The following is a 24,940-nucleotide window of genomic DNA, read 5'->3' as shown; positions in this document are numbered from 1 at the left end:
TGTTTCTTGTCTGAGGCTTCTTTTTTGATTTAGGCATTCACCGATTGTTTTTTCCACGAACTCAGCATTCGCTCGATTCGCATTTGAACGACGACATCCGGGTCTTTTAACAATGGTTTAATGGCGTCACGTCCTCGATCGTCACCGATCTTTTCTAAGGCGGCTGCAGAGGTTAAGCGAATCCACCAATCATCACTTTTGAGGTTTTCGATAAGTGGGTCGATGGCTGCTGGGTCTTTAATGTCTCCCAGGGCAATAACCGCCTGTTTTCGTACAAATTCATCTTTATCACTGAGCGCATCAATGAGTTTTTCTACCGCTGGCTGTCCAAGGTCTGCGAGTGCCTGGGTCGCATCATCTTTGAATTCATCATTTTTGAGCATGGAAATCAGCGGGGCAAGAACGCGTTCATCGTTTATCTTGCCCAGGGCCTTAATCGCATGCTTTCGTGCGTCCCAATCACGTAAATATCTCAGTAACATGTCAACAGCTGGTGACCCAATCAAGGCCACGGCTTCGACTGCGGCTTCCCGGACCTGCCAATCTCCATCTCGCAAGCATCGGACGAGCGGTTCGATGCATCGCTCATCGCCCATTTCCCCCAAGGTAATGACCGCTTCTTGTCGAACTACCCACTCGGTGTCCTGAAGTAAGTCAATCTGGATATCAATTTCATCTTTGACTTTTTCTTCTTCAAATTCCTCTTCGGCCTCTTCCTCGGTTTCTTCTTCTGTCGCGCTCGCTTCGACGGGTGGGGTGTCGTCTTCGGCGGTAACCGCATCAGCGACTTCGTCGACAAATTCGTCACTGACATCACTTTCTATTTGATCTGTCTGAGCTTCTATTGTTTCTGCTTCGTCTTGTGAATCTTTTGCCTCGTCACTCATTTGAAATTCCTTCCTTCACGCTGTCGGTTTCAACCGGTCAAGGTTGTGTGGTCTTCTTGTTGAGGTGAACCTTGAATGGGTTTCCCTAGACAGAATTCACGTTTCTTGTGCTCAACTTATAAGCAAATATTCCCCTGGATCCAAGCGAGACATGAAAATGGAGTCGCTGAATCCGAATCGAGCAGGTATCTTGTCCTTACGATTCTGCCGCAGGTGTTTTTGTGGCAGCCGCTTTGGCTTCTCTGACTTTCACGCCTCGGATTTTTCGTTGAATGCGCTTTAAGCGCTTTCGAAGAGATCGAACCGTTCGGTCTCCCTGAGGATTTTGATTGTTTGCCCTCTGCCCTTGGACTTTTTCCTGCAACATTTTCTTATCTTCATCCAGTGAGCGTGTCTTGGTTTTAGCCATGCGAATATTGTGCTCCCTTGTACAGTGAGATGGATACAAACGCTACTCTAGCGAAACCAAATAACTTCCAACCGGACTTACATCATGTACATAGCACAACAACACATGTCGTACAGACGGAAGTATATTGGAACGGCTATAGCAGTCTAGTCAAGAAATTCAAGACCTGTCAATATTATAGCGACTTCATATACGTTTCAAATAGGAAAAGACCACGAACTTCGCGCGGTACCATGTTTCAACGATCGGAAGTTATAGCCGCCTTTAAACTTTCGCTTGTACGACGTGTGTCGTTGCGTTCTGTCCGGGCTGTCAATTCAGCAGAACGTTATGGGATTTTGCTATAATTGAATCGGCTATAACACGCACATAGTCCATTTCTTGAGTAGAGATAAAAAAACCCTGTCCAGAATGAAGCTGGACAGGGTTTTTCAGTGGTTCTCGTAAAGATTAATCAATCGAGGGTCGCATTATTCTGGCTACTCTCGATGAAAAATTCGTTTACTTTTTGCAGAGACTACGCTCGTAAGCAATCACTTTCCAGGTTTCTTCGTCATTGATAGCGCTTGGATTCAGAGAGACCATCCCGGTTCCAGGACTGCCGTGCTTAATGACCCAGAACATTTCGCCATCTTTCCGTTTTTTATGAAACTTGCAATTCGTGAAGTTCCGAGGACCTGGAGTCAGGACCGCTCCGGCAGGCCCGTCCCCTTGGCCGGATTTGCCGTGACAGTTAACGCATGTGCCTTTTCCTTCATAAATCTTCTTTCCTTCGGCAATGATTTCAGGTGAGGCTTTCTTCGCCCTCTTGTAGAGGTCGGTTTTCATTTTTTTAGCCTTCCCTCGCTCAGCGGCTGGAACGCGAGGTTTAAGCGGATCCTTTTCCGGTCCAGCTACAGCCATACCTGCGGAGAGAAACAGCACAGCGGTTAACAGCACAGTCGCACGCAAAAATAGCTTCATGAAGGCCTCCTTACACTTAACATTAAAAATTAGAACCACGTTGGCAATAAGCTGATCTTACTTTACTACAAAGTCTGTTCTTTGAAGGTTAGACTTCGTAAGTTGTGAGAAAATCACAGGCTTTCCAATATATCAACCATATTTTCTCGCTGTCAAGGAAAGATCTCAACGCGAGCAGTTATATTGAAATTAATATGCATTCAAGAGTGTTTTTCGTATAAATGATGACCATTCATAAGTAGAAATAACCAACCATCAATTTGCCCGCATGTCCTTGGTTACTTTTGACAAAATGTTCGAAGGTACGGAATGACTGTCCAGGCCTCGTCCTCGGTAATTGATGGCACCATGGGGGGCATAGGCCAACTGCCAAATTTGATGACATAGAATAGTTCGCCATCTGTTCGCTTATGTTGAAAGAGACAATTGGTAAAGTCGCGCGGGAGTACTGGGAGGAATCCTGCGGAAATCCCATTACCTTTTCCACTTTTTCCATGACAGTTCACGCAGACGCGCTCGTAAATGTTCGAGCCGGCGTCAAGCAATTCGCTCGAGACATTTTTGGAGTTTTGATACATCGGGGCCTGGAGGCTTCTGTAGTAGGCGCGATGCTGGATCGGAACACGAGGTTTGAGTGGTTTGTGTTCTGGGGGTAAGGCGAAGGCAGGGCCAAAAGCTATGAATGTGAAGCATAGACAAAACGTGCTGATGCTGAGGTTCGTTCGCTGGCTCGTCATTTAGGGTTTTAAGACAACTTCTCTTACAACTTGTCCAGGCTTGCCGAATGGTCCTCGGGGCTCTCCATTAAGCTTGACGACAGATCCGGCTGCATTGCCCAAGGTGAGGGTAAATTGCTGTTGTGCTTTCCACGTGGCTGTCTGGCCAGGTTGTAATAGCGCTTCTTTCGGACTGTCGTTGTCAGACTTCACGACAACCCAGGTGAGTTGTGTAGCTTGAATTTCAAGGAGAAGGGGGTCAGTTGGCGTTGAAATTGGCTCAGCGGGGGTTGACTGCATTGGCGTCTCTGGCACGGGTGGTGGTGCTATTGTAGGAAGTGAATTGAGAGTCGGTTGAGGCTCTTGGTCGGGGGAGGGCTCCTCTTTGATTGGCGAATCCTCGAGTTCCGTTACCTCTGTCTGGACGTCGGATTGTTCTGCAGTCGGTCGTGCGCTAGGAGCTAATTCCGCATTTTCCTGCTCTGGTGGTGATTCAGGCGGTGGAGAGTGTTCTTGTTGATTGGGTAATAAGAAGCCTAATGCGACCAAAATGATAATGGAGATGATAATAACGAGATTCCGGTTGAGCTTCCCGCGCTTCTCTTCTTGAATTTGGAGTTGAGCTTGATGCTGAGCTTTTTGCCCTTCCTGGTAATATTCACTGGAACTTTCCGAAAATCGGCGCAACGCATCTTCTTCGCTGATACCTAGGGATCGTGCATATGTTCGAACAAATCCCCGTGTAAAGACTCGTTCAGGTAATTGCTGAAATGCTTCATCTTCTAAAGCTTGGAGGAATTTGGATTGAATTCTCGTGAGCGAGGCAACCTGATCGAGGCTCAGTCCTTGGGTTTCTCGAACTTTTTTGAGATAGACCCCAATCGAGTCAGACGAGGCCATAGTGGGTTCATCTTGAAGGTTGCTCATCTTGAGGCTCTACAGTATTTGAACACGACAGCATATCTTGCCACTTCCTCATAGAGAGGGAAAAGCAAGATATGCCTCAAAGAGTCGATGGCGTTATGAAAGGTCGTCAAAATGAGTTAGTCGTTTGAATTCTCGAAACCGATCGTCAATCTGTTTCCGGTCTAAATGGCGAAGACGATCCAGGCTAAAGGCTTCGACATTAAAGGAGGCCATGACACTGCCAAAAATGATGGCTCGTCGTAACCCTTCGTCCGTCAGGTCTCCGGTTGAAGCCAAGTGTCCCATAAATCCACCGGCAAACGTATCGCCAGCGCCGGTTGGGTCTTTGACTTGTTCAAGTGGAAAGGCCGGAGCGCCAAACACCTGTTTGCCAGTAAACATCAATACGCCGTACTCACCTCGTTTGATGATCAGGTGTTTAGGGCCCTTCGCCAGAATATGTTTGGCAACCTGAACGAGATTCGGGTCTTCCCCGAGCGCGCGGGCTTCCCCGTCGTTGATGATTAGAATATCAATCTTTTCTAAAACTTTCCAGAGCGCATCACGTTTCCCATCAATCCAAAAATTCATCGTATCGCAGGCAACGATCGATGGCCGTGTCACTTTATTCAGGACATCCATTTGGAGGTCGGGATCGATATTCCCAAGAAACAGCATATTGGGTTGGCAATATTTTTCCGGAATTTTTGGGCGAAACGTCTCCAACACATTGAGGTGTGTTTCGAGGGTGTGCGCTTCATTCAGCTGGTAGGTGTATTCTCCTTTCCAGCGAAAGGTTTTTCCGTCCCGTCGTTCTAGGCCATCCAGATTAATGCCACGTTCTCGTAAAAAAGCCAGATGCTCTTCCGGAAAATCTTCTCCAACAACGGCAATCAAATCCACGTCTGTGAAAAAGCTTGCAGATGTTGAAAAATAGGTTGCGGATCCTCCTAAGACATCATTGGCTTCCCCGAATGGTGTCCGGACCGTATCGAATGCCATTGACCCAACCACTAACAGTTTCCCCATGATTATCGTATCCCTTCGTCGTGTGTTATGAGCTCCATTGTCGAGCAAAAAAGAGCTGATATCGTTTTTTGATGGATGATGGTATGGATTTCGGTGCTGTGACAAGCGCATGTTCTAGTGCCGTTTGACATGAGCAGGATGGTGTGTCTGGTGCCAATCTGATTGATGCTTTTAATACCTGCTGGGCCACTTCCACATTCTTATGCATGATTTCAAGAATAGCCCCAACTGACACCGCTTCTTCGGTTTCGTGCCAGCAGTCAAAGTCAGTCACTAATGCCAGTGTGGCATAACATAATTCGGCTTCCCGTGCCAATTTTGCTTCTGGAATATTGGTCATGCCGATGATGTCCACGCCCCATTGTCGATAGAGCTTCGATTCAGCTTTTGTGGAAAACTGTGGGCCTTCAATGCACACATAGGTTCCACCAAAGTGAACCGTCGAGCCGACCTCTTTTGAAGCTTTTCCTAGTGTGGAGGAGAGCGTGGAACATATTGGATCAGCGAACGATACATGGGCAACAAGTCCTTGATCAAAGAAGGTGCTTGAGCGCTGTGTGGTTCGGTCTATGAACTGATCCGGCAAGACGAGGTCGCCAGGCTTAATTGTCTCTTTCATGCTGCCCACGGCACTAATGGACAAAACTTGCGAGACTCCTAACGACTTTAGTGCGTAAATATTCGCGCGATAATTGATGGAGGTAGGTGAGATTTTGTGTTCGCGACCGTGTCGGGCTAAAAACGCTACACGTCGGCCTTCAAGCACACCAAGAATAATACGATCGGAAGGTCGTCCAAACGGCGTTTTAACCTGTACGTCACGGACTCGTTGAAGCCCGTCCATGCTATACAGTCCGCTTCCGCCAATAACCGCGATGTCGGCTTGAGATTTGCGAGGCATAAATTAAAAAGGACTAAAAATACAAACTCCCAGATCCTAGTTTGCTGATGAAGCCATATGTGTGGAGTTGTAGGCCTCTCCATGATTAAGTGTGGATAAGAATGAGTGTACATGGCCGAGAATACGGTCGGCGATGTGTGTAGGAGATTCGTATTTTTGTAGGTCAAGCCACGTGACATTCGGTTCTTTTCGAAACCATGTCAACTGACGCTTGGCAAAGTGCCGTGTGTCGCGCTTGAGTGTGCAAACGGCTTCGTCATATGGGCAGTCTCCGTCGATGAATGCTGCCATTTGACGATAGCCCAAGCTTTTCATGGAACTCAGTTCACGATGAAACCCTTGATCAAGTAATTGTTGGGTTTCTTGAATGAGACCCTTTGCAATTTCCAATTCCACGCGTGCATCAATGCGTTGATAGAGGCATTCGCGTTCCATGTTCAGCCCAATAATAAGTGCGTGATATGGCGCTTCTTGAAACCCGTGCCTGTGATGCGCTTCCGAAAGTGGGACCCCCAGAGCGTGATAGACTTCGAGTCCTCGCTGCACTTTCACATAGTCGTTCGGATGCAATCGTTTGGCTAACTCTGGGTCAACCAGAGATAGTTGCTGATGGACATAGGCGACTCCTTTTTCGTGTGCCTCGCAATCTAATTGTTTTCGTAAGTCCCAATTGGCTGCCGGTCCAGACCAGAGTCCGTGCAGCAGGGCTCGAATGTAAAGGCCCGTCCCTCCTGCGATCAAGGGAATCTTCCCTTGTTGGTGTAATTGTTTGATAGACGATGCCGCGTGGTCTCGATATTCGCCAACATTAAAATGTTCGTCAGGGTTGACCAGATCAATCAATTGATGGGGCACTCCCTGGCGTTCTGTCATTGTTGGTTTATCTGTCCCGATATCCATTCCTCGATAGACTTGCCGAGAGTCTGCCGTGAGTATTTCGGTCTCAAGAGCCTTGGCGACTTCGATGGCGATCCGGCTTTTGCCGATGGCCGTCGGGCCTATCAGGGCGATGACGGGTTTGGATGGTGGCGTGGATGAAACGGAGCGCATTATCGTTTGTAACACATGTGAGGGGGGATTCTCATGCACGGCCAAAGATTTTATCAAGCTCGTGAGGCGAAAAGCGTAACGCAATGCGTCGCCCGTGCGGACAGGTCATTGGATACCCTTCTCTGGCCCAATCTATGACCAGGGTCTGTATTTCGGGTTCGCTCATTGGACGTCCAGCTTGCACGGCACTTTGGCAAGCCATCGAGGCCAAGACGGCCCGAACTTTGGTATCCATAGAGTCCTGAGACTTCCATTCGGCTAGATCGTCAAGCACGTCTTGAATTAACGCACCGTACGACATGGCCGTGAAGATGGCAGGGACGGCTCGAATGACAAACGACTTGCCCCCAAACTGTTCGATGTCTAAGCCTAATTTCGCCAATTCTGGTAGATGTTCAACGAGGAGATCACACTGATGAGGTGGAAGGTCGATGGGTTCTGGAATTAACAAGGGTTGGGTTTCTATACGGCGATGGTGCCAAGCCTCCCACAGTCGTTCGAACAGCACTCGTTCGTGAGCAGTGTGCTGATCGATGATTTGAAGTTCGCCATTTACCTGGGCGATGAGAAATGTTTGATGAATCTGACCAAGCGATACTACCTGTAGTTCATCTGGTGCTGGCGTATAGGCATGATGAGATTCCTGGGATGTCGGCGTTTGAAGCGTTTCACGACTGGTTGCTGCGGATTGAGTCATTTCAGGCATAAACAGAGACGTTGTGGCTTCTGAGCTGGATGTCTTTTCTGGCACTCGAGACACAGGTGATGATGTGGTGTGAGAAACAGTCATGGCCCTGTCAGGAAATGGTTCGGCAGGTTCCAGCCCGATATTGGCGGTGGTCTGCTTTTTCAGTGGCTGTCGTATTGCGGCCTTGATGACCGCATGGACCACATCTCCCTGCGAAAACCTTACTTCACGTTTTGCCGGGTGAACATTGACGTCGACGGCAGTGTGAGAGATATCAAGAAAGAGTACAAAGGCTGGATGCCGGCCTTTCGGTACAAATGACCCATACGCTTCGTAGGCAGCATGTGTGATCGTGGTATTTTTAATCGCTCTTCGATTGACGAAAATTTCTTGAGGGGTTCGACTGGCCCGGGTATGGTAGGGGCTAACAGTCAATCCGGTGACTCGAATTCCGGCATCTTCATAGTCGAGAGGCAGCATTCGGTCGATTAATCGGGTGCCGTAAATTTGGACTAACCGGTCGAGGCGAGTGAGTGTTTCAGGAAAATCAAAGACCGTGTGCGCATTATGCATCAAGCGGAAGTGTACTGTGTGATGGACCATGGCGGCCTGTTGAACCACAAGGGAAATTCTCGAAAATTCGGTTCCAACAGATTTCAGAAATTTCAATCGCCCAGGAGTATTAAAGAACAGATCTTTGACTTCTACCTGTGTGCCTTGCGGGGCGGGTTGTTCTTGGGTTGACCATGCCACTGCGCCTTCCGATTGAATTTCTGTCCCGACGATGGCTTCTGACGATTGTGTGAGGATTCGAAATCGTGAGACGGAGGCAATGCTGGGCAGAGCTTCTCCACGAAAGCCTAACGTTTGTATGTTCAGTAAGTCGGATTCATTGCGAAGCTTACTTGTGGCAAATCTGTGGCAGGCAAGTTGTGCATCGCGTGCGTTCATGCCGGTGCCATTATCCGTCACGCGGATTAGTTGTCGGCCTCCTTGCTCAATGGCAATGGTGATCATGCTGCTGCCTGCATCGAGGCTGTTGTCCACAAGTTCTTTGACGACGGCAGATGGACGTTCGACGATTTCTCCAGCCGCAATTTGACTGGACACGGTTTCGGGCAGGATTTGAATGTGACAAGAAGATGTCGTCTTCACGGTGCTAGATTTCGTAACGAAGAGTCGAGGTTAGGTCAAGAATAGGAGTGTCTTGGACTTGTGATTTACTGGATTTTCTCGATTTGCTCTTTGGCTAATGCGGCTTCCGACGAGTTGGGGAATTCTCGGATGACACGACTCCACAGTTCTTTGGCTTGTGATTTTTGGTCACTTTCCTTCTTGACAAATCCTAACTTTAATAAGGCAATGGACACATATTTGCTCTCTGGATATTCCTTGAGGAGATGCTGGAGCGTTTGTGAGGCGGCATCATATTCTTTTCGAATGTAGTGTGAATCCCCGAGGTAATAATAGGCCTGCGGGGTCAACACGGCAGTAGGATATTGTTTTAAAAACCGACTAAACTCTACTGCCGCCCGTTCATACTGGCCTTTCAAGTACACTTTGTATGCTGAACGAAAAACCGAGGCCTGGCTGTTGGGGCCCTGCTTGCTTTGTCCATTGACATGGTTTTGGGTTTTTTCTTGATTGGCTTGCTGGCCAGAAGCATCTTTCTTCTTGTCAGACAGAATAACTGGTTTAGTCGCAACATTTCGTTGTTGCTGAAGAATATTGTCGATCCGGGATTCTAGGGCTTTTGCACGAATAGAAAGGTCTTGATCTCGTCGTTGAGCCGACGAACGAGATTGTTCAATTTGTTCGCGGAGGCTTGAACTCGTCCGTTCAAGTTTGTCAAGTAAGTTTCGAGTATCGACACTCGCCTCTTCTTCAGTTTTAATCAACTCTCCCACCAGAAAGTCATGTTCATCGACCTGTGACTCGAGGGTTTCAATGCGATTGATATACTGCCGTTCGCGTTTTTTAAAATCCCCTTGTTGAGACTCTAAGATTTCGACTTGTTTTTTGATATCAGAAAGATTGAGGTCGGCCGCACACCCACTGAGGCCAAGTGCAAGGCTCAGAAGCATGCTAAGTACTTTTATGTGATTGTATGTACGCGTGTATTGCTGGAAATCCATCTGCTCACCATTTGTTGAACAAAAAATGGCGGCCTCACGGAGCAAGACCTCTCTCCTAAATATTTTAACAGGAGAACGACAAAAGAGAAAGGGCCATCGGAGTCCCTAGCATGGTTGTCTACAGGACTTTTCACAAGAATCGAGGCATTTATGACATAATACGATAGAACGCAACGCAGCTTCCTACTTCTTGCCTCGACTGCTCAAGAGATTGACACGTTTTGCTAGTTCAGATAGACGGGATTCGTGTTGGTCAACGCGCCCTCCGAGTTTCGTTCCAATCGTATTGACGACATCGCGAAGTTGATTGAGGCTTTTTGTTAACTGATTTAAGTGGGCGATATTGGCTTGAGAGTCTTCTGATGAGCCTTGAGAGCTTTGGAATGTTGTCAGTGCTTGGTTGAGTTTTTGGCTTTGTGTCTTGATTTTTGATCTGAGCACACTATCCACTTGCTCCAGAGCTGCGGCAACAGACTGAATGCTGGCATTGACTTCATCGAGATGGTTGTTCATGGCCTGTCCGTCTGCGTCAAGTTTGCCGACCAGTCCTGATTGATGAACTTCAAGCTCTTTGAGGCGGGTATTCATGTTTTGTAATGCTTTTCGCATTTCGTTTGAGGATTGAGAGGTCGTTTGAAGCGTGGAGAGATTGGACTCAAGATCGCTTTTGACTTTCTGGATTGTGTTGATGGTTTTGGACAGGTTATTGATCTTCTGTTCTTGGTTATCGAGTCGTGAGCGCAGGTCGGCATTGGTATTTTCTAAGGCTTGCGTGACGGAGGTGACGCTCGTATTGACTTCTGAGAGATGGCTGGACACACTTTTCGTATTGCTCTCCATTTTTTGAGTAAGGTCTGCCTGATGTGATTCCACAAGATTGAGTCGTTCGTTTAACCGTCCGGACTCTTGCATGAATTTGTCCCCCCGTTCACCTAACAGGCCCCCGACAAATTCCTGTTTTTCTTTCAGTGAGCGCACGGCTTGCGTCAATTCATCAACCTGGTTGGTGTTACTCTGTGTTTGTGTCTCGATGGTTTCAACTTGACCTTGTACCGCTTGGTTCATGGACTGGATGCTCGCTTGAACATCTTTCTCTAAATACCCTCGTAGCGCTTGCGTGTCAGCGTTCAATTTTTCCGTCAACGAGTTCACATGGGTTTCGAGTTGCTTCAGGCTCGTTTCCATGGTCGTGACTTGTCCTCCCACAAGTGTTCCCGATTTTTCCAGTGCGCCCCGGATTTGTTCGACAGATGCTGATACATCTTGAAGGTTGGTGTGTTGCGTGTGAACTTCGGCTTCGAGCGAGGTGAATTGGCTCTCCAGTCCAGTGGCCGTACTATTGAGTCCATCGATTTTTTGTTCCAACTCGCTTCGCAATTCTGCATTAGCTTGATTGGCTCGTTCTGTTTCCTGAACCAGTTGACTTCCGAGCCCTTCCATCGATTCCTTGAAAGAGGAAAGCGACGCTTGAAAGTCGGATGCCTGCTGGTTGCGAGTTTGGCTATCTTCGTCAATTTGTTTGATCAATGAGGTTAATTGGCTTTCGGTTGAGACGGTTTTGGAGTCAAGTGTTGTTTCATGTTCATCAACTTGAGTCTCGAGTGTTTGAAATCGGGTATTGGCCTGAGACGCTTGCGCATCGAGATCTTGACGGATGGTCTTTAAGCGAAAGTTGATTTCTTCAATGTCTCCAGTCAACGTGGTCAGGTCAGCTTCTCGCAAGGCTTTGAGCTCTTGCCGTATTTCAGCGCGTGCCCGAAACAAGTCTTTCATGGCCGCACTTTGTTGAGCCTGTAAGGATTCAGCTTCTTCTCTGTTTGTAGAAATGATTTCCTCGAGTTCTTGTTTCCCTTGGTTTAGCTGTGTGATCTGATCTTCCAAATCTTTCTGCACTCGTGCGAGGTCGGCCTTTTGAGCCACGCATCCCGAAAACACAAGAGCCCACAAAGTAATGACAAGGCCGATGAGGCAGGTATGCAGTTTGGACAATGGTCGGCACGAGTGCGCAGGAGTCAGAATCGAGTTCATCATGAGTGCGTAGTACTCCACTTATAGGCTCGAAGATATTATTATGGGTTTTGAACGAGCAAATGGCCCCGACGGTTGAGTTGGTAACAGACTTCCGTGGGGTCAGAGCAAAATGGTTTATCTTGTCCATATGAAATAATGGATACTCTTTCTGGGGTGATACCGAGCTCAACAAGGTAGTCACGAATGACGCCAGCTCGCTTTTTCCCTAGCACCAGGTTGTAGGCTTGGGTGCCTCGGGTATCACAATGTCCTTCAACCAAGAGTTTGGCCTCATCCTTTTTGTGAAGCCATTCTGCTCCTTGTTCCAACGCGTGCCGGCCTTCCGACGTCAGGTTCCAGCTATCAAATTCGAAAAATACGTCAGTGAGTCCAGCCGCTAAGGCTGCCGCTTCTTCTTCTTTGATTTTGTCAAATTGTTCGCCAAATGTATCGGAAGGGTCGGCTTTGGCTACAGCAATATTTCCAGGCATTTCTTCGATCGGTAATGCTGATTCCCCTTCGCCGTTTTGCTCTCCGAATCCTGAAGCCATCGAGTCATTTGAATTCTCGAATGCGACAAGAGGAGGGAGATCGTCGGTTTCAGGATTGCCGAGATTTGAATCACTAGAATTTGATCCTCCCAACCCATCTTCGAATGAGGGGGATTGCGATTGAATGCCTTGTTCGGCATTTTCGAGTCCTTCTCCTTGATTCTCATGTGGGCTGGTTCCCGCATCGAGACCGGCAAAGAGATCATTTTCTGGTTGAGAATCTGAAGCTTGATTCAATTGGGGGGTCTCATGAGTGAAGTCGAGGGGCTCAAGGTCGTCGGATAAAGATGCAGCCGTACCATCGACGTTTTGATTATCCAGTCCAGATTCATCAAGCCCTGAGCTTTCTAAGCCACTCTGGTCATTAGAGGCATCCAGATCCATGGCCAATTCCTCCTCGCCTGGTGAACCTGACATGGTCGAGACGTGGAGATGTTTTTTCCCGCAACCAGCACTTATCAATATCAGTATGCCCAAAATAAGTATGATCGATGATGTGTGATACGTTGGACGCATAATCTGTGCTCCTTTTGCTGAAGATCGCTTCGATGGCTGAATGCCGGTCACAACGGTGACCACGCTGGAGAGCTATGGTGAGTCCCTCCTGATGTTATCTGTTCTATGTCAGTCCCGTCACTATTGATGAGATAGATATGGCTTTTTCCTCTTCGTATCGAGCTGAACGCTAAGTGCCGCCCGTTAGGGGACCATGACGGGGAATCGTCAATGCTTGGTCCAGACGTGATCTGAACGTATCGACTTCCATCAGGGGTTATCCGGCATAGTTTAAATCCTTCTCCTGAAATTCTACACACAAACGCAATCCAATCGCCACGGGGGGACCAGGTTGGGGCAGCATTATAATCTCCTTTAAACGTCAATCGCTGTATATTTGATCCATCAGCATCCATAATATAGATTTGCGGGCGCCCCCCACGGTCGGAAGTAAACGCGATCTTTGTCCCGTCTGGAGACCAAGATGGCGAGAGATCCGCGCTTCGATGAGAGGTAATCTGCTGGACCTCCATGGTCTCGAGGTTGAGGGTAAAGATATCTGAATTGCCTTCCTGAGCCGAGGCATAGCTGAGCTGTTTCCCATTTGGAGAAAACACTGGGGTAATGTTCAAGCTTGCTGGCTGAACCAAGATTTTTTCCTTTCCTGAGGATAAGGTTCTCTGGATAATCTGTTGTTTTCGTTCACGATAGGCCGTATAGACCAAGGATTTTCGGTCGGGAGCCCAGGTAGGCATCAAATTTAAAAAGCCATCTGCCGTGACCTGTTGTGGACCATATCCATCGTAATCCATGACAAAAAGTTCTCGTCCGTTTCCCTCTTCAGAGACATAGGAAATTTTGGTTCTCGCGATTCCTGGCTCGCCGGTATATCGATAGACCAGCTCGTCGGACCACCGATGGGCCATGAGACGGACGAGGGGATCTGTCACTTTCAGCGAAAAGTACCGTTTTCCAAGAAGAAATTCTTTGGTTCCCGAATCGTGGGCGCAGGCGTCAAAGACTAGTCCCATGCCACCATTTTCGGTTCGGCCAATCCCAACTCGTCCCCAGGTCGAAACCGTCACGCCCTGGCTTGAGGCTTCAGTGTTATTCACTGGGCTTACGCATTGACTCTCGGCGAATTGCCCGGGCTTCAGAGGGAGGTCTACGGGAGAAAATATTTGAGATCGTGTGAGGTCTGCTTTGAGTACAGGAACGACCTGTTCATGTCTGGCCGGTGATGTCGCACCATCGATACCCCCGCTGCCAAATTCCATGACCCAGATTGGGATACGTTGAAAGTCTGGTCTCGAGGCTTCAAGGAGCGCGTCTTGTGCAAGTGAGGAAGGGGTCATCCACACTTTCCCAACAGTCAAAACGGTAAGAATGAATACGAGACTGATGATAAATCGAGTCATGAGAGAGACTCCCCTATTCTAAATTTGTAAAGAAGGTCGAGATGTGATGATTTCAAATCTTTAGGGAATGGCGGAAGCGGGCTTGCGGCTTTGACCGCTCGCTTAGCGGCCGCGTCGTAATATCCGTTTCCAGATCCCTGTTTTATGCCAAGATTGATGACTTCGCCTGATGGCAGGACTCGAAACCGTAAGATGACTTGAGGGTGATCTTCGTTGAGGGATACGCGAGGCGCAACCCATTTTTGCTCGATTTTGGCTTCAATCAATGCCAAATACCGATTTTGACCGGCCGAATTTTTAGGGGTGCCCGATCCACTCGACGAAGACTCTGGTTCTGGCGCTGCCTCGACTTTGACCTGTAGCCTTTCCTTGAGAGATTCAATCGGGGCGACATCAGGAATGGTCAGCTTGGCGAGTTGCTGGTCGATTTCAGACCGTAAAGATTGAGTCCTTGTGGTATCAGGTTTGCGCGGCGACGCTTGCTGTTGTGGTTCAATTGGGCGTCGTGGCTGTTGCTTTTTTGTTGGAACCGAACGTAACTTTGGAATTTTCACGGTTCCGAGGACTTGCTTTAATGAATCGGCTAGACGTTCCTGTTTGACTGGCGGTTCGTCAATGTTTTTCTTCGTCGGGTTGGTTCTATCAAAAGGCGTATGAGTTGGAGGCGTGGCCAGCTTCGGTTCCTTGCGCGGTTTTTTGGTTATGGACTTCTTTCGAAGCTTCGGGACCTTGACTGACTGAATGGTTTTCCGAAAAGAGTCTGAAAGTTTTTCGGTCTGTGGCTCTGGACTCTCTTTTCGTTTGGCTCGTGTAAATGGCAGTATCGGTTTTAATATCGGAGCTTCAGGTGGTGCCTTGAGCGATTGACGAGCTTTCGTCGGTTTTTGTTGAGCGCTTGTTGGTGCTGGTGGTTTAGGTTGAGGGGTGGTGGTCTCCTCTTGTTTGGGAGTTGGCGGTGGTTTTGGTGCAGGGTCAGGAATTGATACGTAGGGTTGTGGCGTAAGACGTTGTGCGCGTGAGAGTTTTGGGGCTGTTGTCGGCAGCTTAATAGATTCTAAGGCATTTGGGGGTTCAGGTTTGGCCTCTGTCGGTGGGGGAGGTGGTGTTTCGGCTGGGACAGGTCTCGATCGTTCATTGGGAACCACGACGGACTTCACGGCTCCCGAGAATGAATCTGAAAGTCGTTCAGATGCCGATTGTGTTGGGAGCGGTGCTAAGGGTTCGGCTTTAGGTTCTGGGGGACGTGTCTTCGCTTTCGGTGGTGGAGTTGGAGGTGCTTGAGGTTGTCTGGGCTTCGGTTTCGATCTGGTTTTTGCTGGAGATTTTGCCGGAGGGGCTTCAAGATCAGAGGGATTGATCAGCGACACTTCATACGAGTGGAGAGGTTGTTCAAGGGTTGGTGCAAACCTCAAAGTAGTCAGAAAAATAATAATCAGAGCATGAAGCGCCAACGAGCCGGCAATCCACCATCGAATCGAAGAGTCTTCGTCAGGAATGCTTGACGAGACCCCCAATGAAATGAGATTGGCTGAACTGGCATGTGTCATTGGTGAGAGGGCGATTACGAGGCGTTTCTAACCGCTTGTCTTTCAATCTGCTCTGATGACTTTGGTCCTGTCACCATCCCTAGCCTCTCAATCTTAGCGCCCTTGATTTCATCCATGACTTGGACGACCGTTCCGTAGGGAACCGTTTGATCAGCTCGAAGATAGACGGATACCAGAGGGTTTGCTGCTTTTGCTTCACGGAGCTTTGCCCCAAGTTCGATCGGACTGATGGTCTCATTCCCTAGGAAGAGCGTTTGGTCTGGTTTGATGGTCACCACCAATCGTTCTTGGGCTTTGATGTTATTGGACGAGGATGTGGGAAGCGTAATATCAAGGCCTCGATGCAGCATGGGAGCCGTTACCATAAAGATCACGAGGAGGACCAACACCACATCAACGAGCGGAATGACATTGATTTCTGAAAGAAATCGTCGATTTCGTGATTCGGAAGTCATTGTACGATTTCGGCTGGTTCTTTGGTTTCTTGATTGAGTTCTTGGACAGAATTCAGAAACTCGATGCCAAACGCTTCGACACGAAAAATCGTCTTTCTAATTTTAGCAAGGAAATAGTTGTATGCAATGACGGCTGGGATGGCGGCAAATAAACCGGCTGCCGTGGCAATCAGGGCTTCTGCAACACCTGGCGCGACAGAGGCAATACTTGCGGATCCCTGTACGCCAATTTCGCGAAACGCGCTAATGATCCCAAGAACTGTTCCTAGTAGTCCGATAAACGGGGTTAAGTTTCCCGTGGTGGCGAGAAAGGGCAAATATGCCTCTTGATGACTAATTTGATTTTGAATGATGTGTTGAGACACTTTTTCCAAGTACTGCTGTTCTGGAACCCGATAGGGTTGAGCATTCTCTAGTTGGTGGCTGGTATTTAGAAGGTCGGAGGTAGAAGGGAGACGATCAATAATGCCCAAGTAGACAGCTGCGCTAGGACTCGCCTCTAAATCTTGAGCCTGAATGCGAAGTTCGTTGACTTCCTGTTGCCGTACCTCATAGGCTCGTAAAAATTGCATATCTTCTTCTTCAATGGTCCTGAAACGTTTCCATTTATGTACAATGATGGCCCAGGATACGACGGAAAAGATCGCGAGCGTGAGCAGAATCACGATTGAAAGTGACCCGAGGGAGCTAAGCAATTCCATAGGATCTGCAAATAACATAATCGGTATCTCTGCCTCCTACTGACGATAGGTCGTTGTTGAATCTAACCAGAAATGCTGAAACTCTCTAGGTAAGGTAGTCTCAAATGTGGAATGGATGGCGGGGCCGACGGGATTTGAACCCGCGACTTCCAGATTGACAATCTGGCGTCCTAACCTGGCTGAACGACGGCCCCGTTTAATCCTTGGCAGGGCAGCATGCCCCTTCATTAGTCACCGAGGAAGAATAGTTGATACGTAGTCTAATTGATTGTTGGGGTTGTCAAGATGTTAGACTTGCAACATCCGTAAGCATTTACACGCATCGGCTGGTAGGCGGAACAGGGATCGAACCTGTGACCTCTGCCGTGTAAAGGCAGCGCTCTCCCAACTGAGCTATCCGCCTAATTTTCAAATGAAAATACTCGACGACTTCACAATTATATCAGTCACTAGGTCGTTGTCAACTAGAGAGACTATCTGTCACTAAAGATTTGACATGTATCGTATGGGCAAGTATAAGCACGACCAGTCTGTGAGGTCGTAAGAAGACCCTCTGCCACGTATGCCAACCTTCTGATTAGGACCGGAAATTATGTATAAGATAAAAACTAACGCGCCCGAAAGCGGAATCATAGATGAAACGGAACTTCTGAGTCGAAAAGACCATATTTTGCTTTTCGTTGAACAAAATCGAAAGCTTGTCTTAGGAGGGGTGTTTTTCATCGTCATGGCGGCCGGCATTGGCGGGGGCGTGATGTGGTATGAACATCGTCAAACGCAAGCGGCATGGGAGTTGGAAGGGAAAGCCCAGGTACATTATCTGGATCGTTCACTCGATGATGCAGAACAATCAAAAGAAAGCGTGAGCAAGGCTGCCGAGCTGTATCGACAAATTCTCAATGAGTATCCAAGAACCGATCCTGCGAGAAATGCTGTCTATCTTTTAGGGAATAGCCTGATGGAGCAAGGGGACTATAGCGGTGCGATCGGGGCCTATCAACGATTTTTTGAGCAATATGGTCGAAACACGATGTTGGGAGGGCTTGTCCGTCAGCGATTAGCGTATGCGTATTTACTTAATGGAGACAAGGAGAAAGCCTTGCAAGAGTTTACAGACATCTTGGCTGCTCCAGATGTCTACAATAAAGACCAAGTGCTTTTTGAGTTAGCGAAGCTAGACGAGGCTGATGGGGTAATGGATAAGGCGTTGAATCGATATCAAGAATTATTGGAGCAATATCCCACGTCTCCCTATGCCAGTGAAGCATCACTTCGCGTCCAGGTCCTATCTCCAGAAGAGGAAGAAACGGCGTCTACGGAGCCTGCCGATCCCATTAAAAGTGAATCGACAGATGACGAGAGTAAAAAAGCTGAAGGCGAATAATGGGTGATGTGTTGATGCGAAAAGCCGGAAGCCTATTGGCTGACGAGCAGGAGTTTTCCAGCTCTGATCACGCTTGTGGTCAGATTGTTCAATACTTTTAAGTCTGTCACGCTTACCCGAAACCGTTTGGCAATTGTCCAGAGGCTGTCTCCTCGACGAACGCGATACCACTTTGTCTCATTACTGCGCGGAGTTGAAGCTGGGGCTTTCCCCCTTACCTGTAATTTATCTCCGACATGGATGAGGTGTCCGGACAAGTTATTGAGATTCTTTAGCGAGCGTGTCGTTGTTCCAAATCTTTTAGCAATTTTTGATAAATTGTCCCCCCGTCGTACTCTATACCATCGAGACTTCAAATCTATCGGGGCATCTTTCTCTCTGACTCTGAGGCGGTCCCCAACACGGATAAGGTTCCCGGAAAGCCTATTCAGGTTTTTCAGAGCCCTCACCTTCATCCCGAATCGTTTAGCCACCACGGAAAGGCTATCGCCGTAGCGGACTCGATACCATGTTGTGGCTGGCGGTGGGGGTTGCGTCCATGGCTTGATACGGTCATGTTGTTTTTTGACCAACGGCCCCGTGCCCGCGGGAACCTTGAGTGGATAGCCCTTTCGAAGAGCCGGGACAATGCTTCGACGAAGTTCTGGGTTTAACTCTCTAAGATCCTCAAATGAAATCCCCGTTGTCTTGGCTACAGCCTTGAGGTGTACACGTTTATGCATCAACACTTCATCATACGAATAGGGGTCAACCTGTTTGACGATAAACCCGTAATCAGTCGGGTGTGATGCTATGAGCGTGGCTGCGACAAATCGAGGGACGTATTCTTTCGTTTCTCGTCGTATGTACCAGGTGTTGCGAATTTTCCAGAAGTCACGACTACCGGTTCTTCGAATGGCGCGACTGATCTTTCCGCCTCCGGCATTATAGGCCCCGAGTGCCAATGGCCAAGAGCCAAACCGATCGTACAGGTCACGCAGGTGATGGGCGGCGGCGATGGTCGACTTAACAGGGTCTCGGCGTTCATCCACATACCATGTCACGTTCAGTCCGTACATTCGGCCTGTGGCTTTCATGAACTGCCAAGGGCCTGAAGCTCTGGCACGCGAATAGGCTCGTGGATTAAAGCCGCTTTCGACAAGTGAAAGGTGTCCGAGTTCCGTTGGTAACCCAAATTCTTTGAAAATTTGCTCAACGAGATCTTGATATTTCGCATATCGATCTAGATAGCTTTGAAATCGTTCTGGGATACCATTTTGAAAATAATTTAGATTGCGTTCGACATGACGATTGAGTACGAGAGGCACTGTGCCATAGGGGTGTGTAAGTGTTGCAGGTGCATAAGGCCTGTCATGTCGGAACAGTGGCTCATAACGCTGTAAGGGGTTGGCTAAGGTGCGTTTAGCATTTTGTTCTGTTAATTCAAGGCGTGTCCAGGTTTGAGAGGTCCCACTCGCTAAGGTGGGAATGGTGAATTCAAGATTATATTCCCGTCTCGATGTTCCCGTGGGTTGAGAGTGGGTCTCAACGGATCTTTGTTTCACTCGTTTTTCAACGCGAGCAGAGTGTGATGCGGGTTCTGACTTGTCATGGGATTGAACGGAATTGATGTGTGTCTGCGGATATCTCGATCGAGAGTCTTGAGCGTGAGAATTATCTACGCTTTGTGACCACGGTGTTGGTAGCCCAGGTAGAGGAGTGACCGACGATGGTTGCTGTGAATTCGTCGGCTCCGTAACCGCTTCTTTTGCCATTCGATAAGAGGGAAGGTCTTGGAACAGGTCTTCATGTACTGTATGACCAAAAATTGGTTCAATGCGGTCATGCGTAACGGAATGGGGGGTGGAGCGATGATCAAGGCTTTGGGCAGACTGTGCAAAGGTTGGCGCAGCAAAGCATAGTCCACACCCGAATACGGCAGTGAGGGATGTTAAAGACAGTCCACGACCCTTCGGGAATTTTTTTAGCAACTTGGTCATATTGTGAGACTTTTCGGTTATTTCCTGTACAACTTTACAGCGTACTAAGCATTAGAAAAATTGTCAATGTAAACGATCAATTATAAGGGGAAGCTGGCTTCGCATCAGTGGCCGTCTCTGCATGACGTTAGGGGTAGTTATTGTTGTGCAATGCTTGTTGTTGTGGAAAATTTGACTTCAGATGCGTCAAGCACTCTGGATTTGGTCAAGAAGATTCATGTCCGTCTTTCCACATCATACCGCATACCGCCTGCCTTCAGTTGTCATTCGATTCCCCAGTAAGTGTTAGTGAAATTCGAATCTTTAATTAGGTCTTGCTGGTTTACGCTCAGGGATGCAGTATTACTCTTGAGTCTTGAAGGCGCGATCAGCTTTGGCAGCCATAAAAAAATCGCTTTCTGTTAATCCCTTGATCTTATGCGTCCAAATTTCGACCGTACATTTTCCCCAGGCCAGGTGAAGGTCGGGGTGGTGCCCTTCAGCTTCAGCTACCGCTCCCACGCGATTCACAAACGCGAGAGCTTCCGCAAAGTTATTGAACGTATACGTGCGTTCAATGTGACCTTCCTGATTCAATTCCCACTCTTTTTCTAATTGCCCTAACAATTCTTGAACTTTGGCTGTCTCTAATGCCGGGACTCCGCCCCTGCAGGGTACGCAGGATTTATCTGCCAGACTCATCGTGATTTCTCCTTTGTATATAAAAGAATGAACACTGGGGTGAAATTATAGATGGATCGGACAGCTCTTCACAATTCAAATGGATTGCAGGTTTTTCAGTCAGTGCATGGGGTTTATCGTTTTACCCCCTCGAATGGGGAATTGAGAAAGAAAAAATGCACACGTACATATGTATGGGGACTACAGGTAGGCCATTTTACACTGCTGATGAAGCATAAAGGAGATATCATTTTTATGAAGAAAGTCATGATGTTGTTCGGTCTTTGCGTGATCGGGTTCAGTGCATCAATCGCGTTCGCTGAAGAGTCTTCAGATTTTGCCCGAAAAGGGTTCTATATAGGTGCTGGTGGTATTTACGCCATAGAAAAATTCAACAGAACGGGCCCTCTCTCCTTTGATGATGTTGCGGGATTTAATCTGCGAGCTGGCTATCGCCTCCATCCGCATATTGCAATCGAAGCGCAGGGAGAGCGAACGACGGGCTTTGGCGTGAAGCAATTCAAGGGCGATATAGAAACCTGGACGGCGACGCTTAATAGTAAGTTTTTCGCCCTCACCGGACGAGTCCAACCCTATGGACTACTAGGAGTTGGTGCAATGAACGCCACAACAGATGGATTCTTAGTGTTTGCCGACTCTAATGGCAGACCATCGAGGAATGAGACCGATGTAGTTTTTCGGTATGGCGGAGGAGTGGACTTCTATCTCACAGAAAACTGGGTTATAGACATTGAGGGGGCTTATGTTGACCCTCGAGGAGACATCAATTTCATTAACTATATTTCCGTTGGTGGTGGTCTTCAGTATCGTTTTTAAATATTGAAGACATGATCACTCTATTAATAGGTTGACGATGCCCATAGAAACGCTCATTGTATTTTATGGAATCTTTGCCCCCTATATTTTCGTTGCGGTCGCTATTGCCGGATGTTATCTGCATGCTTTTCTATTTAGATCGACGTCCTGCGAGGCCGTTCCCGCGCATAGAAGTGTGTTTAATCTGAAGGCACGTGATGTGCCGAAACAAGTCCGTCCTTACCTGTGAAACCTAAAAAGAATGCCCCGCTGCAATAGCGGGGCATGTTTCTGGTCCTTTATTAGATCGATTTCCTCGCCTCTCTTTGAACCTTTCCCCGATTCATACTAAGCCAAACCTAATAAGATCTGAGTACGAAGTGTGTTTCTTCGAGCCTGCTTTCTACTGATACGTCATGCAAGGAAACCTCAATATTCTTAATGTAACTTGCGACGTATCGATTATTGACAAATAGGCAGTTGTTACGACAATTTCCATGTAAAATTTTATGTGATCAAGCTTCCTGAAGAGGCTTTGTATTCGTTGTCATAAATATTGGAGGCGCTTGTATGCCAAATCATGCTAGATCAGATGAGGAAATCGAACGATGTTTCGATGTCATGTTAGAGTTACGAACTCATCTGAAAAGAAGCAAATTTCTGGAGACGATTCGTGAAATGGGAGCGGAAGGATACAAGTTGGCATATATCGAAACCGACGGTGATGTAGTTGCAGTCGCTGGTTATAGGATATCGTGCAACTTATTGATGGGGAAACACCTCTATGTTGATGACCTGGTCACAGCCAAAACGCAGCGATCGCGAGGCCATGGCGATGTGCTAGTGTCATGGCTGCGAGAAATCGCTGTAGAGCAGGGATGTCATTACCTTCACCTTGATTCAGGCACGCATCGTCATGAAGCCCATAAGTTTTATTTTCGACGGGGATTGAAGATCACGAGCTATCATTTCAGTCAGCAGCTGATGGTCGAGTAATCGTTTCATCTAAGGAATGCTCATGAAAAAACTTCATATTGCTATTGGTGTTTCCAATATCGACACATCCGTTGAAGAGTATTCTCATCGCTTTGGAATGGAGGCTGAGATTGTTGTGCCAGGTCAGTATGCATTGTGGCGCACTCAGACTCTTAATGTGTCCATCCGCAAAGTTGCAGATGATGTTGTAGGACAGATACGTCACTTGGGATGGGAAGATCCTGAAGCCATGGCCTTTACATCAGAATATGACATCAATCATATTCTATGGGAAAAATTCAGTGCAACCCAACAAGCTCAAGAGATTGAACAAACCTGGCCAGGAACAGGTTATAAACCTAAATTGCTATGAAGCGTTGCGGTAGAAGGACGATGAGCAGATGTCCTCTATGTTTTGCGAGAGAATTCCTTGGAGTTTGATTCCCTTCCCTCTTTTTCATTCCACGTTTGAGTAGTTCTTTGTTGGGTTGTTGCGACGCTACCGTTGTCTTGATTTTTTCTTTGATGACGTTTTGGTTTTCGCGCTGGACGTTGTTGTAGCCTTTGTCGCTTTGGCCGCATCATTTTTATCCGTCGTTTTCTTCGAAGATTTCTTTTTCTATAAATGGGTAACGGTAGCAAAACGTATTTCCTAAAGATATTCGTTGGAGTCCTTTATTATGTAGCTGTTAGCAGAAACTTCTTTATTGACAAGTTCGGCTTTGGCTAGATTTCTTTGTCCCGTACTCGATCATATGGATGAATTGTCTGTTTGTTGCTTGGAGGGGCTTGGCCTTGTTATAGCCGTTTCGAATAACTTCCACATGCTTGAAGTGAGTAGTCGCGGGGGGCTATAGCCGATTCACTGAACTTACGAACCCTTGAAGGTTTTGACACCGCGTTGAAAGTCTTTAGGGATTAACTGGACCGAATTGAGATTTGCTATAGTTGATCGACCTCAGCTGGAACGTATTTGGATTCGCTATAATCTATGGTCTTGGCATGGCTTTTCATGATTTTATGATGAGTTTAGAGGAGGGCTCAATGGATGTTTTCCCAAGTTCTTGCGTTGTGAGGTCTTCCCACAATAGGATACTGTTTTAAATAGAAAATTTCGTGTGAATAGGCCAAGTCGTTGGTTGACATTCTGTTTTTATGACAGGTAGACATGTGCTAGGTCATGCCTGTTCGAAAAATACACTAGCATAAACCGAGTCCAATTTGAGTATGGAAGTCGGGTATTATCGGTGGCTGCAATGAATCATAAATATCCATGGATGTTAGGGTGACTCTATGCCGGTCAATGTATTGAAGAAAAATGGGGCGAAAATGAGCCTCCGAGAAGCACAGGATAGAATTGAGAAGCTCAAGAGTTTGATGCAGAGCAGTAATCCGCATGAAGCCGCATTAGCAGCCTCGCGTTTGCAAGTATTTGATGTCGAGACAGCCAGATATCCAAAGCGAGAGCCCACTCCTTCCGAGACACCAGAGCGTGTGGATGTGAAGAGGGCGACGGTGATCATTGAAGTGCTTGATGATGTGCCGGAACGACCACATCATGACCTTGGTGTCGTTGAGGTTGAGCAACCTCCAAAGCAGAAAAAAGTAAACTGGGAAGCGTTGCATACTGAACTCAGAGATCGCGCTCAACAAATTGGAGCTGATGTGCTTGTGAATATCCACTTGAAAGGGACGTTGAAGCAACGGATATTATGTGCGACCGCGCTACGCTATCTTACCCCGGTAGAACTTGATGAAATCCAACAAGAAACGAAATATGAAGATGACGAGAAGGCCTATAGGGAAGAGCAAAAAGAGCGGCGGGATGAATCATTAGCGCATGGGATCGACTAATGACCGAGGGACGCACCATTTCGAAACCTTGCGATGTTTGATGAACCGTCATGCGAGAGTGACGAAATAGTATAAGGCATTTCGCCTGCTTCCATTTTGTATGATTGTCCTTTCATAATCAAAAATCCTCCCAGCTTGTTCAATCCTCGTTTCCTGTTCTTCTCAAATCATCATTGTCCTGAAAAAATACAATAATTGGCACATTTGTTTGGTATAATCCAATGATATTGTGTTGGTCGCACTTTCTCTCTTTTTGTATCTTGACATACTGGCGTATGCGTAAAAGAGGAAGTCTCCAGATTGTTCCGCGTTTCTGATTTACAATTCTTTGAGGTGTGTGTTCCGGACTTATGTGTCTTTCTCTTTTCATGCTCAAAGGATTGTTGTTTGTCGAGTCATAAACGATCTCGT

At 47.5% G+C, this 24,940-nt stretch carries 23 protein-coding genes and 2 tRNA genes; 5 read left to right on the top strand and 20 right to left on the bottom strand.

Annotated features, from left to right (window positions below; translation table 11 throughout):
• Positions 1-29 precede the first annotated feature (29 nt).
• The 18 genes from ACWHX8_RS18400 to ACWHX8_RS18315 form a co-directional block, all read right to left on the bottom strand.
• On the bottom strand, positions 30-887 hold the full coding sequence (locus tag ACWHX8_RS18400; RefSeq protein ID WP_447969592.1) for a HEAT repeat domain-containing protein: 858 nt from the start codon (positions 885-887) through the stop codon (positions 30-32).
• Between the two features lie 196 nt (positions 888-1,083).
• Positions 1,084-1,296, bottom strand: coding sequence for a hypothetical protein (locus ACWHX8_RS18395; RefSeq protein ID WP_447969591.1), 213 nt, complete (start codon positions 1,294-1,296; stop codon positions 1,084-1,086).
• A gap of 501 nt (positions 1,297-1,797) precedes the next feature.
• Complete coding sequence (locus ACWHX8_RS18390) at positions 1,798-2,259, bottom strand: c-type cytochrome (protein ID WP_447969590.1); 462 nt, start codon at positions 2,257-2,259, stop codon at positions 1,798-1,800.
• 278 nt (positions 2,260-2,537) lie between these two features.
• Complete coding sequence (locus ACWHX8_RS18385; RefSeq protein ID WP_447969589.1) at positions 2,538-2,837, bottom strand: c-type cytochrome; 300 nt, start codon at positions 2,835-2,837, stop codon at positions 2,538-2,540.
• 159 nt (positions 2,838-2,996) lie between these two features.
• A complete protein-coding gene (locus ACWHX8_RS18380; protein WP_447969588.1) occupies positions 2,997-3,902 on the bottom strand; it encodes a helix-turn-helix domain-containing protein in 906 nt (301 codons plus the stop codon).
• A 93-nt stretch (positions 3,903-3,995) separates the two neighbouring features.
• The gene (locus ACWHX8_RS18375) at positions 3,996-4,910 is read right to left on the bottom strand and encodes a PfkB family carbohydrate kinase (RefSeq protein WP_447969587.1); all 915 of its coding nucleotides are present in this window, start codon (positions 4,908-4,910) and stop codon (positions 3,996-3,998) included.
• A 25-nt stretch (positions 4,911-4,935) separates the two neighbouring features.
• Positions 4,936-5,811 (bottom strand): S-methyl-5'-thioadenosine phosphorylase, encoded by an 876-nt coding sequence (mtnP, locus tag ACWHX8_RS18370; RefSeq protein WP_447969586.1) that lies wholly within the window; start codon positions 5,809-5,811, stop codon positions 4,936-4,938.
• 36 nt (positions 5,812-5,847) lie between these two features.
• Complete coding sequence (gene miaA / locus ACWHX8_RS18365; RefSeq protein WP_447969585.1) at positions 5,848-6,861, bottom strand: tRNA (adenosine(37)-N6)-dimethylallyltransferase MiaA; 1,014 nt, start codon at positions 6,859-6,861, stop codon at positions 5,848-5,850.
• Positions 6,862-6,892: 31 nt separating this feature from the next.
• On the bottom strand, positions 6,893-8,704 hold the full coding sequence (gene mutL, locus ACWHX8_RS18360) for a DNA mismatch repair endonuclease MutL (protein WP_447969584.1): 1,812 nt from the start codon (positions 8,702-8,704) through the stop codon (positions 6,893-6,895).
• Between the two features lie 65 nt (positions 8,705-8,769).
• Positions 8,770-9,633 (bottom strand): tol-pal system protein YbgF, encoded by an 864-nt coding sequence (gene ybgF / locus ACWHX8_RS18355; protein WP_447969583.1) that lies wholly within the window; start codon positions 9,631-9,633, stop codon positions 8,770-8,772.
• A gap of 234 nt (positions 9,634-9,867) precedes the next feature.
• The gene (locus tag ACWHX8_RS18350) at positions 9,868-11,715 is read right to left on the bottom strand and encodes a hypothetical protein (RefSeq protein ID WP_447969582.1); all 1,848 of its coding nucleotides are present in this window, start codon (positions 11,713-11,715) and stop codon (positions 9,868-9,870) included.
• A gap of 38 nt (positions 11,716-11,753) precedes the next feature.
• A complete protein-coding gene (locus tag ACWHX8_RS18345; RefSeq protein WP_447969581.1) occupies positions 11,754-12,761 on the bottom strand; it encodes an OmpA family protein in 1,008 nt (335 codons plus the stop codon).
• Between the two features lie 47 nt (positions 12,762-12,808).
• Complete coding sequence (gene tolB, locus ACWHX8_RS18340) at positions 12,809-14,158, bottom strand: Tol-Pal system beta propeller repeat protein TolB (RefSeq protein WP_447969580.1); 1,350 nt, start codon at positions 14,156-14,158, stop codon at positions 12,809-12,811.
• Positions 14,155-15,705 (bottom strand): TonB family protein, encoded by a 1,551-nt coding sequence (locus tag ACWHX8_RS18335; RefSeq protein WP_447969579.1) that lies wholly within the window; start codon positions 15,703-15,705, stop codon positions 14,155-14,157. The genes tolB and ACWHX8_RS18335 overlap by 4 nt, the downstream gene beginning before the upstream one ends.
• Positions 15,706-15,719: 14 nt before the next feature.
• Positions 15,720-16,160: a biopolymer transporter ExbD gene (locus tag ACWHX8_RS18330; protein WP_447969578.1), complete on the bottom strand. Its 441-nt coding sequence runs from the start codon at positions 16,158-16,160 to the stop codon at positions 15,720-15,722.
• Positions 16,157-16,861 carry a MotA/TolQ/ExbB proton channel family protein gene (locus tag ACWHX8_RS18325; protein WP_447969577.1) on the bottom strand — a complete coding sequence of 235 codons (705 nt, stop codon included), beginning with the start codon at positions 16,859-16,861 and terminating at the stop codon, positions 16,157-16,159. The genes ACWHX8_RS18330 and ACWHX8_RS18325 overlap by 4 nt, the downstream gene beginning before the upstream one ends.
• A gap of 116 nt (positions 16,862-16,977) precedes the next feature.
• A tRNA-Asp gene (locus tag ACWHX8_RS18320) sits at positions 16,978-17,055 on the bottom strand.
• Between the two features lie 133 nt (positions 17,056-17,188).
• A tRNA-Val gene (locus ACWHX8_RS18315) sits at positions 17,189-17,264 on the bottom strand.
• A gap of 189 nt (positions 17,265-17,453) precedes the next feature.
• Between ACWHX8_RS18315 and ACWHX8_RS18310 the strand changes: the two genes are divergently transcribed.
• On the top strand, positions 17,454-18,245 hold the full coding sequence (locus ACWHX8_RS18310) for a tetratricopeptide repeat protein (RefSeq protein ID WP_447969576.1): 792 nt from the start codon (positions 17,454-17,456) through the stop codon (positions 18,243-18,245).
• 32 nt (positions 18,246-18,277) lie between these two features.
• Here the strand turns inward: ACWHX8_RS18310 and ACWHX8_RS18305 are convergent, their stop codons facing one another.
• Positions 18,278-20,224, bottom strand: a complete 1,947-nt coding sequence (locus ACWHX8_RS18305) for a LysM peptidoglycan-binding domain-containing protein (protein WP_447969575.1) — start codon at positions 20,222-20,224, stop codon at positions 18,278-18,280.
• Between the two features lie 342 nt (positions 20,225-20,566).
• Entirely contained in the window at positions 20,567-20,905 is a 339-nt protein-coding gene (locus tag ACWHX8_RS18300) for a 4a-hydroxytetrahydrobiopterin dehydratase (protein WP_447969574.1), read from the bottom strand.
• Between the two features lie 234 nt (positions 20,906-21,139).
• Between ACWHX8_RS18300 and ACWHX8_RS18295 the strand changes: the two genes are divergently transcribed.
• The 4 genes from ACWHX8_RS18295 (at position 21,140) to ACWHX8_RS18280 (ending at position 24,529) form a co-directional block, all read left to right on the top strand.
• Positions 21,140-21,721: an outer membrane beta-barrel protein gene (locus ACWHX8_RS18295; RefSeq protein WP_447969573.1), complete on the top strand. Its 582-nt coding sequence runs from the start codon at positions 21,140-21,142 to the stop codon at positions 21,719-21,721.
• A gap of 549 nt (positions 21,722-22,270) precedes the next feature.
• Positions 22,271-22,696 carry a GNAT family N-acetyltransferase gene (locus tag ACWHX8_RS18290; RefSeq protein ID WP_447969572.1) on the top strand — a complete coding sequence of 142 codons (426 nt, stop codon included), beginning with the start codon at positions 22,271-22,273 and terminating at the stop codon, positions 22,694-22,696.
• Between the two features lie 22 nt (positions 22,697-22,718).
• On the top strand, positions 22,719-23,048 hold the full coding sequence (locus tag ACWHX8_RS18285; RefSeq protein WP_447969571.1) for a hypothetical protein: 330 nt from the start codon (positions 22,719-22,721) through the stop codon (positions 23,046-23,048).
• 920 nt (positions 23,049-23,968) lie between these two features.
• Positions 23,969-24,529 (top strand): hypothetical protein, encoded by a 561-nt coding sequence (locus tag ACWHX8_RS18280; protein WP_447969570.1) that lies wholly within the window; start codon positions 23,969-23,971, stop codon positions 24,527-24,529.
• Positions 24,530-24,940: the final 411 nt, after the last annotated feature.

Source organism: Nitrospira sp. M1, from assembly GCF_965152605.1.
Note: the sequence above shows the minus strand (reverse complement) of the source record. Positions and strands in the feature narration are given on the sequence as shown.